The sequence below is a fragment of the Sphingobacterium sp. CZ-2 genome (assembly GCF_004526235.1).
Taxonomy (GTDB): Bacteria; Bacteroidota; Bacteroidia; order Sphingobacteriales; family Sphingobacteriaceae; genus Sphingobacterium; species Sphingobacterium tenebrionis.
In genome coordinates, this window is record NZ_CP038159.1 from 202227 (window position 1) to 219021 (window position 16795).

At 43.3% G+C, this 16795-nt stretch carries 17 protein-coding genes and 1 tRNA gene; 12 read left to right on the plus strand and 6 right to left on the minus strand.

What is annotated here, in order from left to right:
* The first annotated feature begins 2 nt into the window (after window positions 1–2).
* Window positions 3–461, plus strand: a complete 459-nt coding sequence (locus E3D81_RS00895; protein ID WP_134776093.1) for a hypothetical protein — start codon at window positions 3–5, stop codon at window positions 459–461.
* Between the two features lie 95 nt (window positions 462–556).
* Here E3D81_RS00895 and E3D81_RS00900 read toward each other — a convergent pair whose 3' ends face one another.
* Entirely contained in the window at window positions 557–1096 is a 540-nt protein-coding gene (locus tag E3D81_RS00900; protein ID WP_099367413.1) for a hypothetical protein, read from the minus strand.
* Between the two features lie 96 nt (window positions 1097–1192).
* On the opposite strand from E3D81_RS00900, the gene ung reads away from it, so the two are divergent.
* On the plus strand, window positions 1193–1864 hold the full coding sequence (ung, locus tag E3D81_RS00905; protein ID WP_134776094.1) for a uracil-DNA glycosylase: 672 nt from the start codon (window positions 1193–1195) through the stop codon (window positions 1862–1864).
* On the opposite strand, the gene E3D81_RS00910 is transcribed toward ung, so the two are convergent.
* Entirely contained in the window at window positions 1861–2925 is a 1065-nt protein-coding gene (locus tag E3D81_RS00910) for a DUF6695 family protein (protein WP_245153258.1), read from the minus strand. The two genes, ung and E3D81_RS00910, sit on opposite strands and share 4 nt — an antisense overlap.
* Before the next feature lie 7 nt (window positions 2926–2932).
* A complete protein-coding gene (locus E3D81_RS00915; protein ID WP_099367415.1) occupies window positions 2933–3403 on the minus strand; it encodes an Lrp/AsnC family transcriptional regulator in 471 nt (156 codons plus the stop codon).
* 326 nt (window positions 3404–3729) lie between these two features.
* On the opposite strand from E3D81_RS00915, the gene sufB reads away from it, so the two are divergent.
* The 4 genes from sufB (at window position 3730) to E3D81_RS00935 (ending at window position 8599) form a co-directional block, all read left to right on the plus strand.
* On the plus strand, window positions 3730–5181 hold the full coding sequence (sufB, locus tag E3D81_RS00920; RefSeq protein WP_099367416.1) for a Fe-S cluster assembly protein SufB: 1452 nt from the start codon (window positions 3730–3732) through the stop codon (window positions 5179–5181).
* Window positions 5182–5196: 15 nt separating this feature from the next.
* On the plus strand, window positions 5197–5955 hold the full coding sequence (sufC, locus tag E3D81_RS00925; RefSeq protein WP_099367417.1) for a Fe-S cluster assembly ATPase SufC: 759 nt from the start codon (window positions 5197–5199) through the stop codon (window positions 5953–5955).
* A gap of 42 nt (window positions 5956–5997) precedes the next feature.
* Window positions 5998–7305, plus strand: a complete 1308-nt coding sequence (gene sufD / locus E3D81_RS00930; RefSeq protein ID WP_134776095.1) for a Fe-S cluster assembly protein SufD — start codon at window positions 5998–6000, stop codon at window positions 7303–7305.
* Window positions 7306–7372: 67 nt separating this feature from the next.
* Entirely contained in the window at window positions 7373–8599 is a 1227-nt protein-coding gene (locus E3D81_RS00935; protein ID WP_099367418.1) for an MFS transporter, read from the plus strand.
* Between the two features lie 452 nt (window positions 8600–9051).
* On the opposite strand, the gene E3D81_RS00940 is transcribed toward E3D81_RS00935, so the two are convergent.
* Both E3D81_RS00940 and E3D81_RS00945 read right to left on the minus strand, forming a co-directional pair.
* Window positions 9052–9124: transfer RNA gene (locus E3D81_RS00940), tRNA-Gly, on the minus strand.
* 125 nt (window positions 9125–9249) lie between these two features.
* Window positions 9250–10791 (minus strand): NAD(P)/FAD-dependent oxidoreductase, encoded by a 1542-nt coding sequence (locus E3D81_RS00945; RefSeq protein ID WP_134776096.1) that lies wholly within the window; start codon window positions 10789–10791, stop codon window positions 9250–9252.
* 150 nt (window positions 10792–10941) lie between these two features.
* On the opposite strand from E3D81_RS00945, the gene E3D81_RS00950 reads away from it, so the two are divergent.
* The 4 genes from E3D81_RS00950 to E3D81_RS00965 all read left to right on the plus strand — a co-directional run bounded on the left by E3D81_RS00950 (window position 10942) and on the right by E3D81_RS00965 (window position 14030).
* Window positions 10942–11520, plus strand: coding sequence for a LemA family protein (locus tag E3D81_RS00950; protein WP_099367421.1), 579 nt, complete (start codon window positions 10942–10944; stop codon window positions 11518–11520).
* A gap of 78 nt (window positions 11521–11598) precedes the next feature.
* Complete coding sequence (locus E3D81_RS00955; protein ID WP_134776097.1) at window positions 11599–12027, plus strand: TPM domain-containing protein; 429 nt, start codon at window positions 11599–11601, stop codon at window positions 12025–12027.
* Window positions 12028–12037: 10 nt separating this feature from the next.
* Window positions 12038–12865 carry a TPM domain-containing protein gene (locus E3D81_RS00960; RefSeq protein ID WP_134776098.1) on the plus strand — a complete coding sequence of 276 codons (828 nt, stop codon included), beginning with the start codon at window positions 12038–12040 and terminating at the stop codon, window positions 12863–12865.
* A gap of 37 nt (window positions 12866–12902) precedes the next feature.
* Window positions 12903–14030: a TlpA disulfide reductase family protein gene (locus tag E3D81_RS00965; protein WP_099367423.1), complete on the plus strand. Its 1128-nt coding sequence runs from the start codon at window positions 12903–12905 to the stop codon at window positions 14028–14030.
* Between the two features lie 170 nt (window positions 14031–14200).
* Here E3D81_RS00965 and radA read toward each other — a convergent pair whose 3' ends face one another.
* Complete coding sequence (gene radA / locus E3D81_RS00970) at window positions 14201–15589, minus strand: DNA repair protein RadA (RefSeq protein WP_134776099.1); 1389 nt, start codon at window positions 15587–15589, stop codon at window positions 14201–14203.
* Window positions 15590–15658: 69 nt separating this feature from the next.
* On the opposite strand from radA, the gene E3D81_RS00975 reads away from it, so the two are divergent.
* Both E3D81_RS00975 and E3D81_RS00980 read left to right on the plus strand, forming a co-directional pair.
* The gene (locus E3D81_RS00975) at window positions 15659–16165 is read left to right on the plus strand and encodes an RNA polymerase sigma factor (RefSeq protein WP_099367093.1); all 507 of its coding nucleotides are present in this window, start codon (window positions 15659–15661) and stop codon (window positions 16163–16165) included.
* Window positions 16165–16794: a hypothetical protein gene (locus tag E3D81_RS00980; RefSeq protein ID WP_134776100.1), complete on the plus strand. Its 630-nt coding sequence runs from the start codon at window positions 16165–16167 to the stop codon at window positions 16792–16794. The genes E3D81_RS00975 and E3D81_RS00980 overlap by 1 nt, the downstream gene beginning before the upstream one ends.
* Window position 16795 lies beyond the last annotated feature (1 nt).

Sequence of the window (16795 nt, forward strand, 5' to 3'; positions counted from 1 at the left end):
TCATGATGAAAAAATTAATGGTACTTGCCCTGTTGGGTTTTCTGTTTTTTGTTCCTAGGTTGGTTTTTGGGCAAGAGGATACGACGGTGAATATCGTGGATGATATACAGTTTGATCTGAAGTCTAAAGTGGTTAATGGGGATACCTTGCAGGTAGATCTATTTGTGATTTCCTATGAAAAGGATCCGAGGGATTTTAGGTTGAATGTGTTTGCAAGTACGTTGGTTGATGGGGAAGGAAAGTCGCATATGTTGCATAGTGTGAAGATGGGTAGGGTATTGGTGCTGCTTTCCCAAAGACAGAATTATTTGAATTATTTATTGAAGCAGGATGTTCCTGTGGGTATAACGGTTAAGTTCTCTCCATTGAGTGCAGCGATGAAAAAAGCAAAGGAAATGAAATTGGTTTTTGAGTCTTTGGAGGAAGAAGGAAAGTTTATCGAAGCGAGAATTCGGTTTTGATCCCCGTCATTACGAGGGCTCTACGTCATTGCGAGGAACGAAGCAATCTTTCGATTAGTCCAAAGATTGCTTCGTTCCTCGCAATGACGAAGTACCTACCTCGAATACCTAAACTGCTGTTTATCCATCATCCCCATCTGCGACTTCATCAACTTAATCTGCTCTTCCAACAACTTATTCTTATCCGCTTTTTTGGCTTCAGCCAAAAGCTTCTCTGCTTCGCGTTTATTTCTTTTCGCCATCGCAATCCCCGCCAAACTTAATTTGGTCAAGGCAACACTATGATCCATATGCAATCCCAAAGCCAATGCCTTCTTAAAAAACTTTTCCGACTGTAACGGCGCACGTTGCGATTCGATCAATCCCAATAGCATATGATAATAACCATGTTGAGCCGAAATCAATTCCGTTTCATAGTTGTTGATCTTCTTTAACCAAACCTCTGCTTTATCCATACGTTCCTTACGAAGAAACCACTGCGCAAGCAACATTTTCTCATTGAAAAACACCGTTACCCATGCTAAAATTGTAATCAGGATTGCCAATATACCCCATCCCCAGTGTCCAAACCAGAACAAGGCTACCGTCCCAACAATCAACAAACTACATATTATAATTCGAACTAAATTTGACATAATTATTCTTAATGCTGTAAGTTTGCAAATATCCGTTTAATTACCGTGTTATACAACTTGTTTGCGGTAAAATAATGTAAAATTATATCCATATTTATGTCAGATCGATTTGATCCCAGCTGGGACAGCATTATCAAGCCCTTATTTCAATCCGAAAAAATGCAGGCACTTTCCGCCTTTGTACAGGCAGAAAGAGGGACATTCCAGGTATTTCCACCGACCGATCTGGTGTTCCACGCGTTTCAATTGACTCCTCTGGACAAACTAAAGGTGGTTATCCTCGGTCAGGACCCTTACCATAACCATGGGCAAGCACATGGACTTTCTTTCTCCGTTCCGGAAGGCATGGCGATTCCTCCTTCCCTAAGAAATATCTACAGCGAACTGAGCACGGATATTCAGGGTTTCCAGATTCCAAACCATGGAAATCTAACGAAATGGGCGGAGCAAGGAGTCTTGTTGTTGAATGCCACCTTGACCGTAAGGGCACATGAGGCTGGTTCGCATCAGAAAAAAGGTTGGGAGATGTTCACCGATGAAATCATTAAAGCGATTTCCTACAACTGTGAACACGTGGTCTTTCTCTTATGGGGGAGTTATGCCATCAAAAAATCCAGTCTGATCGATAGCAGCAAACATTTGATCCTCACATCTGTACATCCATCACCACTCTCGGTCTATCGCGGGTTTTATGGCTGCAGACACTTTTCCAAGGCCAATGATTTTCTGATAAGTAAGGGGGAGCAGCCAATTGATTGGCAGGTTTAGGCGTATTTTTCCTGTAGGTTCTTAAATTTATAAGAGTCTACTGGAAGCACTTCAATATGCTCGATTCTGATCTTTTTACCCTGTTGAACCACATGGGTGAATAGGAGGTGGCTATCATAGGCAATATCCCATTCCTCGCTGAAATCAATGATTTCCGGGGTTTCTCCCAAAACAACATATTCCAGCATGCCCTGACTGTTGTACCGGCTGATTTCGATATGGTTATCGTGGCGTTCATTCAGGAAATACCAAGCGCCATCGCCTACACCACCGAGATATTTCGCAGATTTTGGAACCGATATGGGTTTCGACCCGAATTTAACCGCCCCGATGATCCGATCATTCGGCAATAGAGAGGCTTTCTTTTGGAAGACATTATCCCCCAATTGTTTTACCAAAAAGAAGAAAGATTGCCAACGGTTCATCCGGAAGTGCTTCAAACCATCTTCTGGCGAATAGCTATAGACCATTCGATCCTTGTTTACATTAACAACATTGCTTATAGGGCTTGCTTTGATGGTTTCCGGAAGATTGATCCCGTGCCAGTAATGGTACTTAGGATTGGATTTCATCAGCATGCGGGTGATGAAACGTGAGCAGTTATTATTGTTTTTCGCTACAGCACCATAAGGATAGGTTCCTTGCCGTACACATTCATCCCCATAAGCCTTGGCGATATCGAAATCAATATCTTCCGCAATGCTGAAGAAGAGCCGGCCTTCGCCATACATCGCATGTTTTATGGTTTCAAAATGCGCGACTATCTCTTCCAGGTTGTTGATCTTTCCATCCTTAAAGGTTGCTCGAACAGCAATCTTCAGTAAGGGATCGGAATCTTTGGATCTGGCACGACCATAACCGCGAGGGGCGATGTATCGGCCGAAATCATAGAAGAAAAGTTCACCGGTCTCATGCTTAACCAATACCACTCCCGTGTGACCAACCTTAAAGTTCAGGTTTTTCACAATACCGATCTTCTTGAAAAACATCATCCATTTTTCATCTCCACGGATCGTAGCATCGGGCCAAGTTAATATGATCGCTGAATCTTTCTGAGACATAGATAAATTAATACTCCAAAGGAACAATTGGTTCTTTTTTACTTGTCGACATGATCATCATGGTCTGGAAAGTCTTCACAAATGGTATTTTGGAAATCTTCTCCATGATAACCCCTTCGTAAGCCTTGATGTCCTTTACATAGACTTTCAGCATGAAATCGCAGTTTCCGGTCACGTGATGACATTCGGTCACTTCCGGAATCGCGCGAACAGCCTCCACAAATTCAGGGATGGCATTGTGCGTATGGAAATCCAAAGAAACCTGGATGAAGGATTTGATGCCTAATCCTAATTTCTCCTCATCTACAAAAGCATGGTAACTCTTGATGAATCCTGAATTTTCCAATTTTCTAACCCGCTCCAAGGTGGGGGCAGGAGAGAGGCCAATATTCGTGGCCAACTGCAAATTGGTTATCCTTCCGTTTTCCTGAAGCAGTTTAAGAATCTTTAAGTCCGTTTTATCTGGCTGAAATGACATAGGGTTACAAATAAAATAAAGAACCATAAATGTACAAAATTTTATTTGGTTTTTCTCAAATTCATGAACAGGTTAATTTGCAGCCGTGTAAAATAACCTGGGGTTATAGATAATATCTATTATTATAGGAAATATCTATGCTAATCAGTTTATTGTCATAATATAATCATTCTAAATAGCTTAAAACAGCGGAGAAATGATATTTGTCATTTTTTTTGTGGAAAACTGTGTAGCGGGAACACAATCATGCCCTTTTTATGCATTTTATGTCGTAACTTTGCAAATCAAAAGCATTAGGCATCTGCCTGTATTAAAGTGAAAGCGAAATGAGCAGCAAAGACGACGATTTATTAAAAGAGTTAGAGCTCGAAGAATATAAATACGGTTTTACAACGGATATCGAGATGGATATTGCGCCAAAAGGGCTCAATGAAGATACGGTCCGTTTGATTTCCAGTAAGAAGAATGAACCGGAGTGGTTATTGGAATGGCGTTTAAAAGCCTTCCGCCATTTTCAGAACATGAGCCTGCCTACTTGGCAGAACTTCGAGAACCCCGATGTAGATTTCCAAGACATTTCTTACTATGCAGCACCAAAGGCAAAAAAGCAATTGGAAAGCATGGATGAGGTTGATCCGGAGTTATTGGCAACTTTCGAGAAGCTTGGTATCCCATTGGATGAACAAAAGATATTGGCCGGAGTGGTTGCGGTGGATGCCGTATTCGACTCGGTGTCGGTAAAAACGACCTTCCGTGAAAAACTGAAAGAAAAAGGGGTTATTTTCTGTTCTTTTGGTGAGGCGGTTCAGGAACATCCAGAATTAGTAAAAGAATATTTAGGAACAGTAGTTCCCCAAACGGATAATATTTATGCGGCATTGAACTCAGCGGTATTTTCCGATGGTTCCTTTGTGTATATTCCAAAAGGCGTTCACTGTCCGATGGAATTGTCTACCTATTTCCGTATCAACGCACAGAATACCGGTCAATTTGAGCGTACATTGATCATTGCGGATGAGGATTCGTATGTTTCCTATTTAGAGGGATGTACCGCACCGATGCGTGACGAAAATCAATTGCATGCTGCGGTGGTCGAATTGGTGGCTCAAAAGAATGCTGAGATCAAATACTCTACGGTTCAGAACTGGTATCCAGGCGATAAGGACGGTAAAGGTGGTATCTTCAACTTCGTGACCAAACGCGGTATCTGTAAAGGCGACCATTCCAAGATTTCATGGACGCAGGTGGAAACCGGATCAGCGATTACCTGGAAATACCCAGGAGTTATCCTGAAAGGTGACCATTCAGTGGGCGAATTTTATTCGGTTGCCATGACCCGCAATAAGCAGGTAGCTGATACAGGAACCAAGATGGTACATTTGGGCAAGAATACCCGATCAAAGATCATTTCTAAAGGTATCTCTGCCGGAACCAGCCATAACAGCTACAGAGGTTTGGTAAAAATTGGTCCTAACGCAGATAATTCAAGGAACTTCACCCAATGTGATAGTTTATTGATCGGTGATCGTTGTGGTGCACATACCTTCCCCTACATAGAAAGTAAAAACAAAACGGCGAAATTGGAACATGAGGCTACCACCTCAAAAATTGGTGAAGACCAGGTGTTCTACTTGAACCAACGTGGAATCGATTCGGAGAAAGCCGTAGGCTTGATCGTGAATGGATATGCAAAAGAAGTATTAAATCAATTGCCTATGGAATTCGCAGTGGAAGCACAGAAGCTTCTTGCCATTTCATTAGAAGGATCAGTTGGATAGATTTTAAAAGAGATTATGTTAAGCATTAAGAATTTGCATGCGTCTATTGAAGACAAACAAATTTTAAAAGGATTAAATTTAGAAGTTAAGGCAGGAGAAGTTCATGCGATCATGGGCCCTAACGGCGCCGGAAAAAGTACATTGGGAAATGTATTGGCAGGACGTGATGCCTATGAAGTAACCGAAGGTGAAGCAACCTTGGATGGTAAGGATCTATTGGATCTGGCTCCGGAAGATCGCGCTCGCGAAGGTCTTTTCTTAGCTTTCCAATATCCGGTTGAAATCCCTGGAGTATCAAACATCAACTTCCTAAGAACAGCTGTTAATGATATTCGTGAATATAAAGGCCTTCCTCCAGTGGAAGCCAAAGAGTTCTTGCAAACGGTAAAAGAGAAGCAGAAGTTGGTGGAATTTTCCGCAAACTTGGCAAACCGTTCGTTGAACGAAGGGTTCTCAGGTGGTGAAAAGAAACGTAACGAGATCTTCCAATTGGCGATGTTGAACCCTAAATTATCCATTTTGGATGAAACGGATTCCGGATTGGATATCGATGCATTACGTATTGTTGCAAATGGTGTAAACCAATTGCGTTCCAAAGACAATGCATTTATCGTGATCACCCACTACCAACGCTTGTTGGATTATATCGTTCCTGATTTTGTCCATGTACTGCACAATGGTAGAATCGTAAAGACAGGAACCAAAGAATTGGCTTTAGAGCTAGAAGAAAAAGGATACGATTGGTTAAAAGAATTAGATGCGCAGGATGCCTAATTTATAATTAGAAAGGTAATGAGCGGATTGACAACAAATAACATGAGTACATTAGTAGCAAACTCTTTATTCCAACAGTTGACAGCAACATTCCAAGAGTTGGAAACGAGTAATGATACTGCCGAGGTAAAATCCTTGAGGCAGGAGGCATTCGCACGTTTCAAGGAATTGGGCTTCCCAACCGTGAAGAATGAAGATTGGAAATATACCAACATCCAACCCTTGGTCAATAAGACTTACTTATTGAACGAAGATGTGGATGTGGCAGATATCGACTTGAGCAAAGCCGATATCCCGAATTTGGATGCCCATCAGATCGTATTGATCAATGGACAATATGTGTTGGCATTCTCCTCCTTGGAAGATGAGATCGGATTGACTGTAAAATCGATCGAAGACGCCCAGGATGAAGAAAACTTCCAAAAGCACTTTGCCAAGCATGCCGATAAGACCGGCTCGGCGATGGTGGCTTTGAACACGGCCTTACATACTTCCGGGGTTTACCTTTCGGTAGCAAAAAACAAGGTTGTTTCCAAACCTATCCATATTGTTCATGTAGCTACTGGTGCGCAGGATTTCTTTGCGCAGACCAGAAACCTTTATGTTGTTGAACCGAATGCAGAGGTGGAGATCATCGAAAGCTTTATTGCCTTGGATGATGCAGCCAAAAACCTGAACAATAAAGTAACAGAGATCGTTGTGGAAGAGAATGCTAAACTACAGCATTATTACCTGCAGTTATCATCCGATACCAGCAGCTACATCAACCACGTAGAGATCTACCAGACAAAACATAGTCTATACAATAACTACAACTGTAATTTCCCAGGTGTTGCCTTCGTACGTAACGATCTGAATGTTCGTATGGATGCGCAGGAGGTAGAATCCCATTTATACGGGATCAACCTGTTGGCGGATAAACAGTTTGTAGACAACCATACCATCGTGGATCACATGAAACCTCATGGTGAATCTTATGAATGGTATAAGAATATTCCACAGGACGAGTCGACAGCGGTTTTCAATGGAAAGATCTTTGTGCGCGAAGATGCACAGAAGACGAATGCTTTCCAACAGAACAACAATATGTTGATCGGGGATAAATCGACTGTTTTCACCAAACCTCAATTGGAGATTTTTGCAGATGATGTAAAATGTTCACATGGATGTACCATGGGGCAGTTTGATGATGAAGCATTGTTCTACCTGCGTGCAAGAGGTATCGGTGAAGAGAACGCTCGTATCCTATTGGTACACGCCTTTGCATTTGATGTGACATCCAGGTTCTCTAACGAAGTGGTTAGGGCATTTGTTGAAGATCGCGTAGCAAAGGGTTTAGAGAGAAATTAGTAGTGTAGTTTTAGTAATAAAGCGTCTAGGTCTTTGGCTTAGACGCTTTTTTTTTGATATTTACCTTATGCAAAAGGAAAAATGGTTTAAGACCTATCTATTTATCTGGTTCGGGCAATTCGTCTCTTTACTGAGCAGTTCGGCGGTGAATTTTGCGATCATTATCTGGTTGAGCCTGGAATACAAATCGGCCGAGATATTAGGCTATTCTGCGATCGCGGCCCTGCTTCCGCAGGCCTTGATCGGACCTTTTGCAGGTGTATATATCGATCGTTGGGACCGGAAGAAGATCATGATCTTTGCGGATGCCTTTATTGCCATATGTACCATCATGATGACCCTCGTTATTAAGGATGGACATGTGCAACTGAACCTGTTGTACCTGTTGATGGTCTGCCGGTCTATTGGATCAGCTTTCCACTCTCCAGCCATGCAGGCCATTGCCCCCTTGATTGTTCCGGAAAACCAATTGCTGCGGGTTTCTGGTATCAACCAGATGTTGCAATCGGTGAGTTCCATCGCTGGTCCGGCATTGGGAACCCTGGCGATCGCCAATTTTCCGATCAATAGGGTATTGTACCTGGATGTGATCGGTGCCGTGTTTGCCATTTGCAGCTTGTTGTTCATCAGTATCCCGCATTTGAAGGTAGAGGTTTCGGGCTCTATTGGGCAGGTATGGAAGGATCTCAAGATGGGCATGGCAGCGATTTATCGGAATAAGGGTTTGGCTTGGATGTTTCTGTATTCGGTAATGGCGACCGTAGGGATTATGCCGGTGGCTATTATGTTTCCTTTGTTGACCATCGATCACTTTGGAGGGAAGGAATTTGAGATGAGCGTGATCGAGGTGATCTGGGGAGTAGGGATGCTGATCGGGGGATCTATTTTGAGTATTTTCAAGATTAATTTGAGGAAAGTGCTGCTGATCAATTGTATGCATATTTTGTTGGGATTGACTTTTGTGTTTTCAGGGATTTTAAATCCGAATCTTTTTATTGTTTTCGTGGTACTAACAGGGATCGGGGGGATGGCGATGTCTATTTTTTCGGCGGCTTTTATGACGACGATACAGGAGGAAGTAGCGCCGGAGATGTTGGGCCGGGTGTTTTCCTTGTATTTTAGCTTTGCGATTATTCCGAGCTTGATCGGGTTGATTTTTGCGGGTAATATTGCGGATTATATTGGCGTAGCCAATGCTTTTGTGATTGCTGGTTTGCTGGTGATCGGTTTGGGGATTTGTTCCTTTTTTACTCCTTCCTTGATGTCCTTGGGTTTGAAAAAACCTGAGGAGTAATTTATTAGCTTTTAGGTTTTAGCTGTATGTTTTTCTATGTAAATGGGTTGAAAATGGTATTAAAATAGGGTTTAAGTAGGGTTAAAGTAGGTTTTTAGTATGGTTGGTATAGGAAAAGCATACTTTCACATTACTTTCAGTATGGTTTCAGGTCGGAGCAGAGGGGGGAGCAAGGTTGGAGCAAAGGGGGGTGCGTCATTGCGAGGAACGAAGCAATCTTTCCTCATGTCATGCTGAGCGAAGTCGAAGCATCTACATCTGGTACCCGTAAAGATCCTTCGACTACGCTCAGGATGACAAAAACTACGCTCAGGATGACAAAGAACTACGCTCAGGATGACAAAAGGGAGACGTATATCGAAAGATTGCTTCGTCGTGCCTTCTCGCAATGACGGAGGAAGCACAAAAAAAAGCTTTCTGAAAAATCAGAAAGCTTCAAGTTTTAAACTCTGAGCGAAAGACGAGATTCGAACTCGCGACCCCAACCTTGGCAAGGTTGTGCTCTACCAACTGAGCTACTTTCGCATTAAACGTTAAACATTTCGCGTTTGGTGACACAAAAGTACAATAAAACCTTATTCTTGTCAACCCCCAACCACATATTATTTCAAAACTTCTCCGTTTTATTCCAAAATCTACCCAAATTCTCCTTAATCCTGAATCGCATCAATACAATTCATCCCATCAATTGCTGCCGATACAATCCCACCCGCATACCCCGCACCTTCTGCACATGGATATAAACCAGCGACTTGCGGATGTTGGAAACTATCCTTATCCCTCGGGATTCTCACCGGTGATGATGTCCTGGACTCCACACCCACCAAAATAGCCTCATTCGTATAATATCCCTTCATTTTCTTTCCGAAAATGGGCAAGGCCCCACGTAATGCCTGATGCACAAATCCGGGCAGTACCTCCCGCAGATCCACAGACCGCGTTCCAGGCTTATAAGAATTTATAGGAAGATCCAATGAAACCTTCTGCTGTACAAAATCCACCATGCGCTGTGCCGGAGCGACCAGATTCCCACCACCCAGCTGAAACGCCCTCTGCTCGATTTCCCGCTGAAAATCCAACAAGGCAAAAGGATCAGCATCTGCATTTTTCACATCCTCCAGATTGATCTGGATCACGGTTCCGGAATTGGCATGTGGGTTATTCCGTTTGGAAGGAGACCAGCCATTGACCACAATCTCTTCATGATCCGTTGCACAGGGAGCAATAATCCCTCCCGGACACATGCAGAAGGAAAATACCCCGCGGCCGTCTACCTGTTCCACCAAGCTGTAATAGGCAGGCGGTAGGTTTTCCGGTCTGATGGAACAATGGTATTGCGCCTGATCGATGATTTCCTGCGGATGCTCGATCCGAACCCCTAAAGCAAAAGGTTTGGCTTCCAATAACCAGCCTTTTTTCCGAAAGAGTTCGTAGATATCCCGAGCCGAATGTCCCGTAGCGACGACCACATGTTTGGCCAGGATACGCTCGCCTGCATCCGTCAAAACGCCTTCCACCTGTCCGAATTGTTCCAGGATATCGACCACCTTGCAGTCGAACAGCACCTCGCCGCCAAATTCGATGATCCGTTCGCGGATGCTTTCAATGATATGCGGTAATTTATTGGTTCCGATATGCGGACGGGCATCCACCATGATATCTGGGGTGGCGCCATGCTCCACAAAAATACCCAGTACCTGTTGCACATCGCCGCGTTTGTTCGATCGAGTGTATAGTTTTCCATCCGAATAGGTTCCGGCACCACCTTCTCCATAACAATAATTGGATTCCGGATTGACAATCCCTTCGCGGTTGATCTTCGCCAGATCCCGACGGCGGTCCTGTACCTTTTTCCCTCTTTCGATCACGATGGGTTTTAATCCCCTTTCCAAGCAGCGGTAGGCCGCAAAAAGTCCGGCCGGTCCAGCCCCAATGATGATCACGGGTTTAGCTTGGCTGACGTCCTTTAATTTACTGTGGAAATCCGGTAGGGAAACAGGTTCATCAATGAAATAAACGATCCTCAAGCGGAAAAGCACTTGTTTGCCTCGGGCATCAATAGAGCGTTTCCGGATATGGAATCCTTGGATACGTTGTACAGGGATACGAAGTTTTTTGGATCCTTCGTTTAAAATACGTTTTTCATCGTCTATGGCCTCAGGAACTAAGGCAATTTCAATTTTTTTCTGCATAATTCTGTTGGGGTTTTATCCCAAAAACGCTACAAAGTTACCATTTCCTGCCATAATTTCACGTTTTACAAGGATTGGTATATCGTTTGATATGTTATTTTTATAAAAACAATTTCTTAATTTTAAAGAATACAAGTTAAAACATTACACATGAAAAGATTATTAATCGCCTTAGTAGGTTTATTCACAGCACTTTCTTTCAGTTCTTGTGGTTACAACACCATGGTTTCCCAGGATGAGAATGTTAAAGGAAAATGGGCACAGGTTGAAAATGCTTACCAACGTAGAGCAGACCTTATCCCGAATTTGGTTAATACCGTAAAAGGAGCTGCCAACCACGAAGAGAGCACTTTGACAGCTGTTACAGAAGCTCGCGCAAAAGCAACTTCAGTAACTGTTGACCCATCCAACTTGTCAGAAGAAGCCATCGCAAATTACCAACAATCCCAGGATGCATTATCGCAGTCTTTGGGTCGTTTATTGGTTAGTGTGGAAGCTTACCCAGACTTGAAGGCGAATGCGAACTTCCAAGAATTGCAAGCGCAGTTGGAAGGAACAGAGAATCGTATTTCCGTAGAACGCAGAGCGTACAACGAAGCTGTTCAGGAGTACAATACTACGGTTCGTTCATTTCCTAACAATTTGATGGCTGGTATTTTTGGATTCAAAGCTAAAGGTACGTTTAAAGCAACTGAAGGATCAGATAAAGCTCCAACAGTTCAATTTTAATGAATTTTATTGTTGTTAATATAGAAAGATGAATGCGTGGAGCAATCCATCCGCATTCATCTTTCCTTTTTTTAGCTCATGGAAATATTTAATCAAGAGGAACAGGAAAAAGTAGTTCAGGCCATTAGTTTGGCCGAGAACCGTACATCAGGAGAGATCCGTTTGGTGGTGGAAAGAAAGCTACATGGCATAGAGGCATATGAGCAGGCAACAGCGTATTTCGAGAAGCTGAAGATGCACCAGACCTTATTGCGTAATGGGGTATTGATCTATTTGGCGACCGATGACCATCAGTTTGCGATCATCGGCGACTCGGGGATCAATGATAAAGTTCCTGCGGATTTTTGGGAATCCACAAAAGAATCCATGTTGGCATATTTTAGGCAATCGGATTATGTGCATGGACTGATTGCGGGCATTGAACAGGCAGGGGAGCAGCTGGCACATTATTTCCCAAGAAGGGATGATGATGTCAATGAACTTCCAAATGATATTTATTTTGGATAAACAACAATTTATGGACAAGAGAACTCGTTTATTGAGTACGTCTATCAAGATATTCCTTGGATTATTTGTAGGGTTAATCATTCACTTTACGGCGTTGGCGCAGGATTTTCCTGCTGTTCCGAACCGATTGGTTAGTGATTATACCAATACGTTGAGTGCCAGTGAACAACAGGCGCTCGAGCAGAAGTTATTGGCTTTTGAAGATAGTACAACCACCCAGTTAGCGGTGGTGGTGATGAATTCGACCGGGGATTATGATATCGCTGATTATGGCGATCGCTTGGCAAAAAAATGGGGCGTAGGTAATAAGAAATACGATAATGGTATTCTATTACTGGTAGCCTTGGGCGATCGTGCCGTAACGATCCGTACGGGTTATGGTATTGAGGGTGCAGTGCCCGATGTGATTGCCTACCGGATTATTGAAAATGAAATAAAACCAGCCTTCAGACAGGGCGATTATTATACAGGTATTAATAATGGGGTGGATGCGTTAATTTCCCATGCAAAAGGGGAGTATAAAGCAGAGCCTAAGGAGACCTATTCTACAGAAGGTGGAGGTGGTATTCCCATTATTTTCATCATTATCGTCGTATTTGTCATCATATCCATTATTTCCAAACGCGGAGGTGGAGGGAACAATGGTGGCGGACGTGTGATGGGCGGTCGTGGTTCTTCAGACCTGTTCTGGTGGACCTTGTTGAATTCCTTAGGCCGTGGTGGTGATAATGACGGAGGTGGATTTGGTGGCGGCGGCTTTGGAGGCGGCGGAGGCGGTGGCTTCGGCGGTTTCGGAGGAGGCGGCTTCGGTGGCGGTGGTGCCAGCGGAAGATGGTAATAGAACATTTAATCGGATATAAATTAAATACTTGAAAATGAAAAAATTAATTCTAAGTGCACTAGTTGCAGTTCCTTCCTTGCTCTTTGCACAGGAAGATTACTCCATAAAAGGTAACATCGGTACCCACGATGCGCCGGCAAAAGTTTTCTTATCGTATTCGGATGGTGGTCAGAATCATTTGGATTCTGCCAATGTGGTAAAGGGCGCATTTACCTTCAATGGAGTTGTATCGCAGCCTACACAGGCGCAGTTGATACTTTCGCCAGAAGGTAAGGGCATTCGTCAATTGAGTAATCCTGATGTGGGTGGTTTGTATTTGGCAAAAGGCGTGATCAATGTAAAAGGTGATAAACTGAGCACAGCGACGGTATCAGGAAATGATATCAACAAGGATTTCACGGATTACAAGAATGCGATGAAACCAGTGACGGATCAGTTTGCACAATTGAACAAGACGTATGCGGATGCACCTAAAGAACAGCAAGAAAATGAGGAATTTGTGGGCGGGTTGCAGAACCAAGCTATGGCTTTGTTTGAAAAACAGAAAGAATTGAGCCAGCAGTTTGTTTTGAGCAAACCGAATAGCTATGTAAGTTTGAATATTCTTGGGGATTTGATCTCTGCAGAGAATGTGAATGACCTAGGTATTCCAGCTTATGAGAAATTGTCGCCTGCATTGAAGAATACCGAAAAGGGAAAAGCCATTGCTGCGAAGATTGAGAAATTGAAAGGTGTAGCGATCGGTGCTGTGGCTCCGGAAATTGCATTGCCGGATACAGCTGGAAATGTGATCAAATTGTCTTCGTTGAGAGGAAAATATGTATTGATCGATTTCTGGGCGAGCTGGTGTGGACCATGCCGTCATGAAAACCCAAATGTTGTAGCAGCGTTCAATAAGTTTAAGGATAAGAATTTTACGGTATTTGGCGTTTCCTTGGATCGTCCGGGTAAGAAGGATGATTGGGTAAAAGCTATTCATGAGGATAAATTGGAGCAATGGCCGCATGTGTCGGATTTGAAATTCTGGCAATCGGAGGTCGTTCCTTTGTATGCTATTGAGGGGATACCTGCTAATTTTTTGGTTGATCCTAGTGGAAAGATCATTGCTTCGAATTTGAGAGGCAAGGCCTTGGAAGAAAAATTGGCTGAGGTTATTAAGTAGGCTTTCTCGTCATTGCGGAGCTCTTTACCCGTCATTGCGAGACACTTTACCCGTCATTGCGAGGGACGAAGCAATCTTTCGAATAGTTTAAAGATTGCTTCGTCGTACCTCCTCGCAATGACGTAGAGCGCCTCGCAATGACGTAGAGTGCCTCGCAATGACGGATAAAACTACCCAAACAATATCCTGAAAATATCTTCCAATTGCGCTACGGGCCGCACCAATATCCCATACTTCTTCACATCCAAGCCCTTACTATTATACTTCGAAATAAAAATCTGCTCAAAGCCCAATTTCTCAGCTTCCTGAATCCTTTGCTCAATCCTATTCACCGCTCTTATTTCCCCCGATAATCCCACCTCACCCGCAAAAGTAATATTCGCTGGCAAGGCGATATCCTGCTGGGAGGAAATAATTGCCGCAATCACCGCCAGATCAATAGCCGGATCTTCCACCCTTAACCCTCCTGCAATATTTAAAAATACATCCTGCGCACTCAGCCTAAGGCCAAACCTTTTCTCCAATACCGCCAACAACATATTCAACCGTTTTGTATCAAAACCCGTAGAGCTTCGTTGTGGGGTACCAAAAGCTGAATTTGACACCAATGCCTGTACCTCGATCATCAAAGGCCGAATACCCTCCAGCATGGCCGCTACAGCGATCCCACTGACAGGTTCCTCCCGCTGGGACAGCATGATCTCTGAAGGATTGGAAACCTCCCTCAGCCCCGATCCCTGCATCTCATAGATCCCTAATTCCGAGGAAGAACCAAAACGATTCTTCACCGCTCGCAGAATGCGGTACACATGATGCCGGTCGCCTTCAAACTGAAGCACCGTATCCACCATATGTTCCAGCACTTTAGGCCCGGCAATACTGCCATCTTTCGTGATATGCCCTACAATAAAAACCGGGGTATTGGTTTCCTTGGCAAAACGCAATAACTCCGCCGTACATTCCCTTACCTGCGATACAGAACCCGGAGCAGATTCAATCTGCGCGGTATGTAAAGTCTGTATGGAATCTATCACCACCACATTCGGCTCTACCTGATCGATCTGTTTAAAGATGTTCTGCATGGAGGTTTCCGTCAGGATATAACAGTTGGCGTTGGAACTCTGGGAGAGACGTTCCGCCCGCATCTTGATCTGCTGTTCACTTTCCTCCCCGGAGATATATAATGTTTTCACCTGCGGAATGGAAAGGGCAAGTTGCAACATCAGGGTTGATTTACCGATGCCCGGTTCCCCGCCGATCAGGACCAAGGATCCCGGAACGATCCCACCCCCCAAGACGCGGTTGAACTCCTTGTCCGGACTTAAGATCCGTTGCTCTTCCGAATAAACGATTTCATGGATGATTGCCGCTTTGTTGCTGCGTTTATTGGTTCCGGGTACCGTACTGGTACTTCGCCATTCAGGAACCCGAGAGGAACTTTTTTCCACCACTTCTTCCACAAAGCTGTTCCATTGTTTACAGGATGGACATTGTCCTAGCCATTTCGGTGATTCATAACCACAGGATTGACAGAAATATGCTGATTTCGTTTTAGCCATTAAGCGAATTTAAAAAAATGTACCTACAAGTTGTAACATAAGGACTATATTGTCGACAAATAGCCTAAAATGAATACTAACCTGGAGCAAGAATTTGTGGCGCTGCTGGAGGATAACCAAAATATTCTCCACAAGATCTGTAGGCTATATGCCTCAGATGTGGCTTCGCACCAAGATCTTTTCCAAGAGATGGTCATTCAGTTATGGCGGTCATATCCGAAGTTCAAGGGGGATTCCAAGTTTTCGACTTGGGCTTACCGGGTTTCCCTGAACACGGCGATTTCCCTCTACCGATCCAAACGCAATAAGATCAGCACGGTGGATTGGGATCAATCATTTGCCAATATCAAATATGAAGAATATAATTCGGAAGAGGAAGAGCAACTGAAGTTCCTTTACGATGCTGTCCGACAATTAAACGATATCGACAAGGCCTTGGTCTATATGTACCTGGAAGATAAGGATTATGCAGAGATCTCCGAAACATTGGGTATCTCCGAGGTAAATGCCCGGGTGAAGATGAACCGCATCAAAGGAAAAATAAAAGAAATATTGGCTAAAAAAGGAATCGTATAATGGATGGCTTAGATTTACTGAAACAGCATTGGAATAAGGATGGGGATTTTCCGAAAGTAAATAAGGAGGAGATCCGTCGTATGCTCTATAAAAGCTCCTCATCCCTAGCGAAATGGATTTTCTTCGTTTCCGTGATCGAGCTATTTTTAGGACTCGCTTTTAATGCGTGGTTCTTTTTCTTTTCAGATGTGGAAATGGGACGTGATACGGATCCCCTTTGGTTGAAGATCATCGATCAATCGATCAATGTTATTTCCTATGTGATCACGTTTTATTTTATCTATACTTTCTTTCAGGCCTATTATAAGATCAAGAACACCAATAATACCAAGGATTTATTGAACGATATATTAGCTTCACGCAAAACCGTAAACCAGTATATTTCCTTCAATATCTATTTGATTATTATTTCCTTGACTATTGGGTCGATTTCCTTCATTATCGAAAAGCATATTTTTGATAAAAGTACGGGAGAAATGATGCTTTATGCCATATTTACAATCATTGCCGTAAGTATTATGGGGTTTTTTATCATCAAATTGATGAAATTCTATTTCCGATTGATCTATATCCGACTGGTCAATAAGTTGGATAAAAACTACGATGAATTGGTGCAATTGGAAGATTAAC

Excerpts from the sequence above, each read along its gene's own strand:
- E3D81_RS00895 (WP_134776093.1), top strand. The coding sequence starts at position 3 with ATGATGAAAAAATTAATGGTACTTGCCCTGTTGGGTTTTCTGTTTTTT.
- E3D81_RS00900 (WP_099367413.1), bottom strand. The coding sequence starts at position 1,096 with ATGTCAAATTTAGTTCGAATTATAATATGTAGTTTGTTGATTGTTGGG.
- ung (WP_134776094.1), top strand. The coding sequence starts at position 1,193 with ATGTCAGATCGATTTGATCCCAGCTGGGACAGCATTATCAAGCCCTTA.
- E3D81_RS00910 (WP_245153258.1), bottom strand. The coding sequence starts at position 2,925 with ATGTCTCAGAAAGATTCAGCGATCATATTAACTTGGCCCGATGCTACG.
- E3D81_RS00915 (WP_099367415.1), bottom strand. The coding sequence starts at position 3,403 with ATGTCATTTCAGCCAGATAAAACGGACTTAAAGATTCTTAAACTGCTT.
- sufB (WP_099367416.1), top strand. The coding sequence starts at position 3,730 with ATGAGCAGCAAAGACGACGATTTATTAAAAGAGTTAGAGCTCGAAGAA.
- sufC (WP_099367417.1), top strand. The coding sequence starts at position 5,197 with ATGTTAAGCATTAAGAATTTGCATGCGTCTATTGAAGACAAACAAATT.
- sufD (WP_134776095.1), top strand. The coding sequence starts at position 5,998 with ATGAGTACATTAGTAGCAAACTCTTTATTCCAACAGTTGACAGCAACA.
- E3D81_RS00935 (WP_099367418.1), top strand. The coding sequence starts at position 7,373 with ATGCAAAAGGAAAAATGGTTTAAGACCTATCTATTTATCTGGTTCGGG.
- E3D81_RS00945 (WP_134776096.1), bottom strand. The coding sequence starts at position 10,791 with ATGCAGAAAAAAATTGAAATTGCCTTAGTTCCTGAGGCCATAGACGAT.
- E3D81_RS00950 (WP_099367421.1), top strand. The coding sequence starts at position 10,942 with ATGAAAAGATTATTAATCGCCTTAGTAGGTTTATTCACAGCACTTTCT.
- E3D81_RS00955 (WP_134776097.1), top strand. The coding sequence starts at position 11,599 with ATGGAAATATTTAATCAAGAGGAACAGGAAAAAGTAGTTCAGGCCATT.
- E3D81_RS00960 (WP_134776098.1), top strand. The coding sequence starts at position 12,038 with ATGGACAAGAGAACTCGTTTATTGAGTACGTCTATCAAGATATTCCTT.
- E3D81_RS00965 (WP_099367423.1), top strand. The coding sequence starts at position 12,903 with ATGAAAAAATTAATTCTAAGTGCACTAGTTGCAGTTCCTTCCTTGCTC.
- radA (WP_134776099.1), bottom strand. The coding sequence starts at position 15,589 with ATGGCTAAAACGAAATCAGCATATTTCTGTCAATCCTGTGGTTATGAA.
- E3D81_RS00975 (WP_099367093.1), top strand. The coding sequence starts at position 15,659 with ATGAATACTAACCTGGAGCAAGAATTTGTGGCGCTGCTGGAGGATAAC.
- E3D81_RS00980 (WP_134776100.1), top strand. The coding sequence starts at position 16,165 with ATGGATGGCTTAGATTTACTGAAACAGCATTGGAATAAGGATGGGGAT.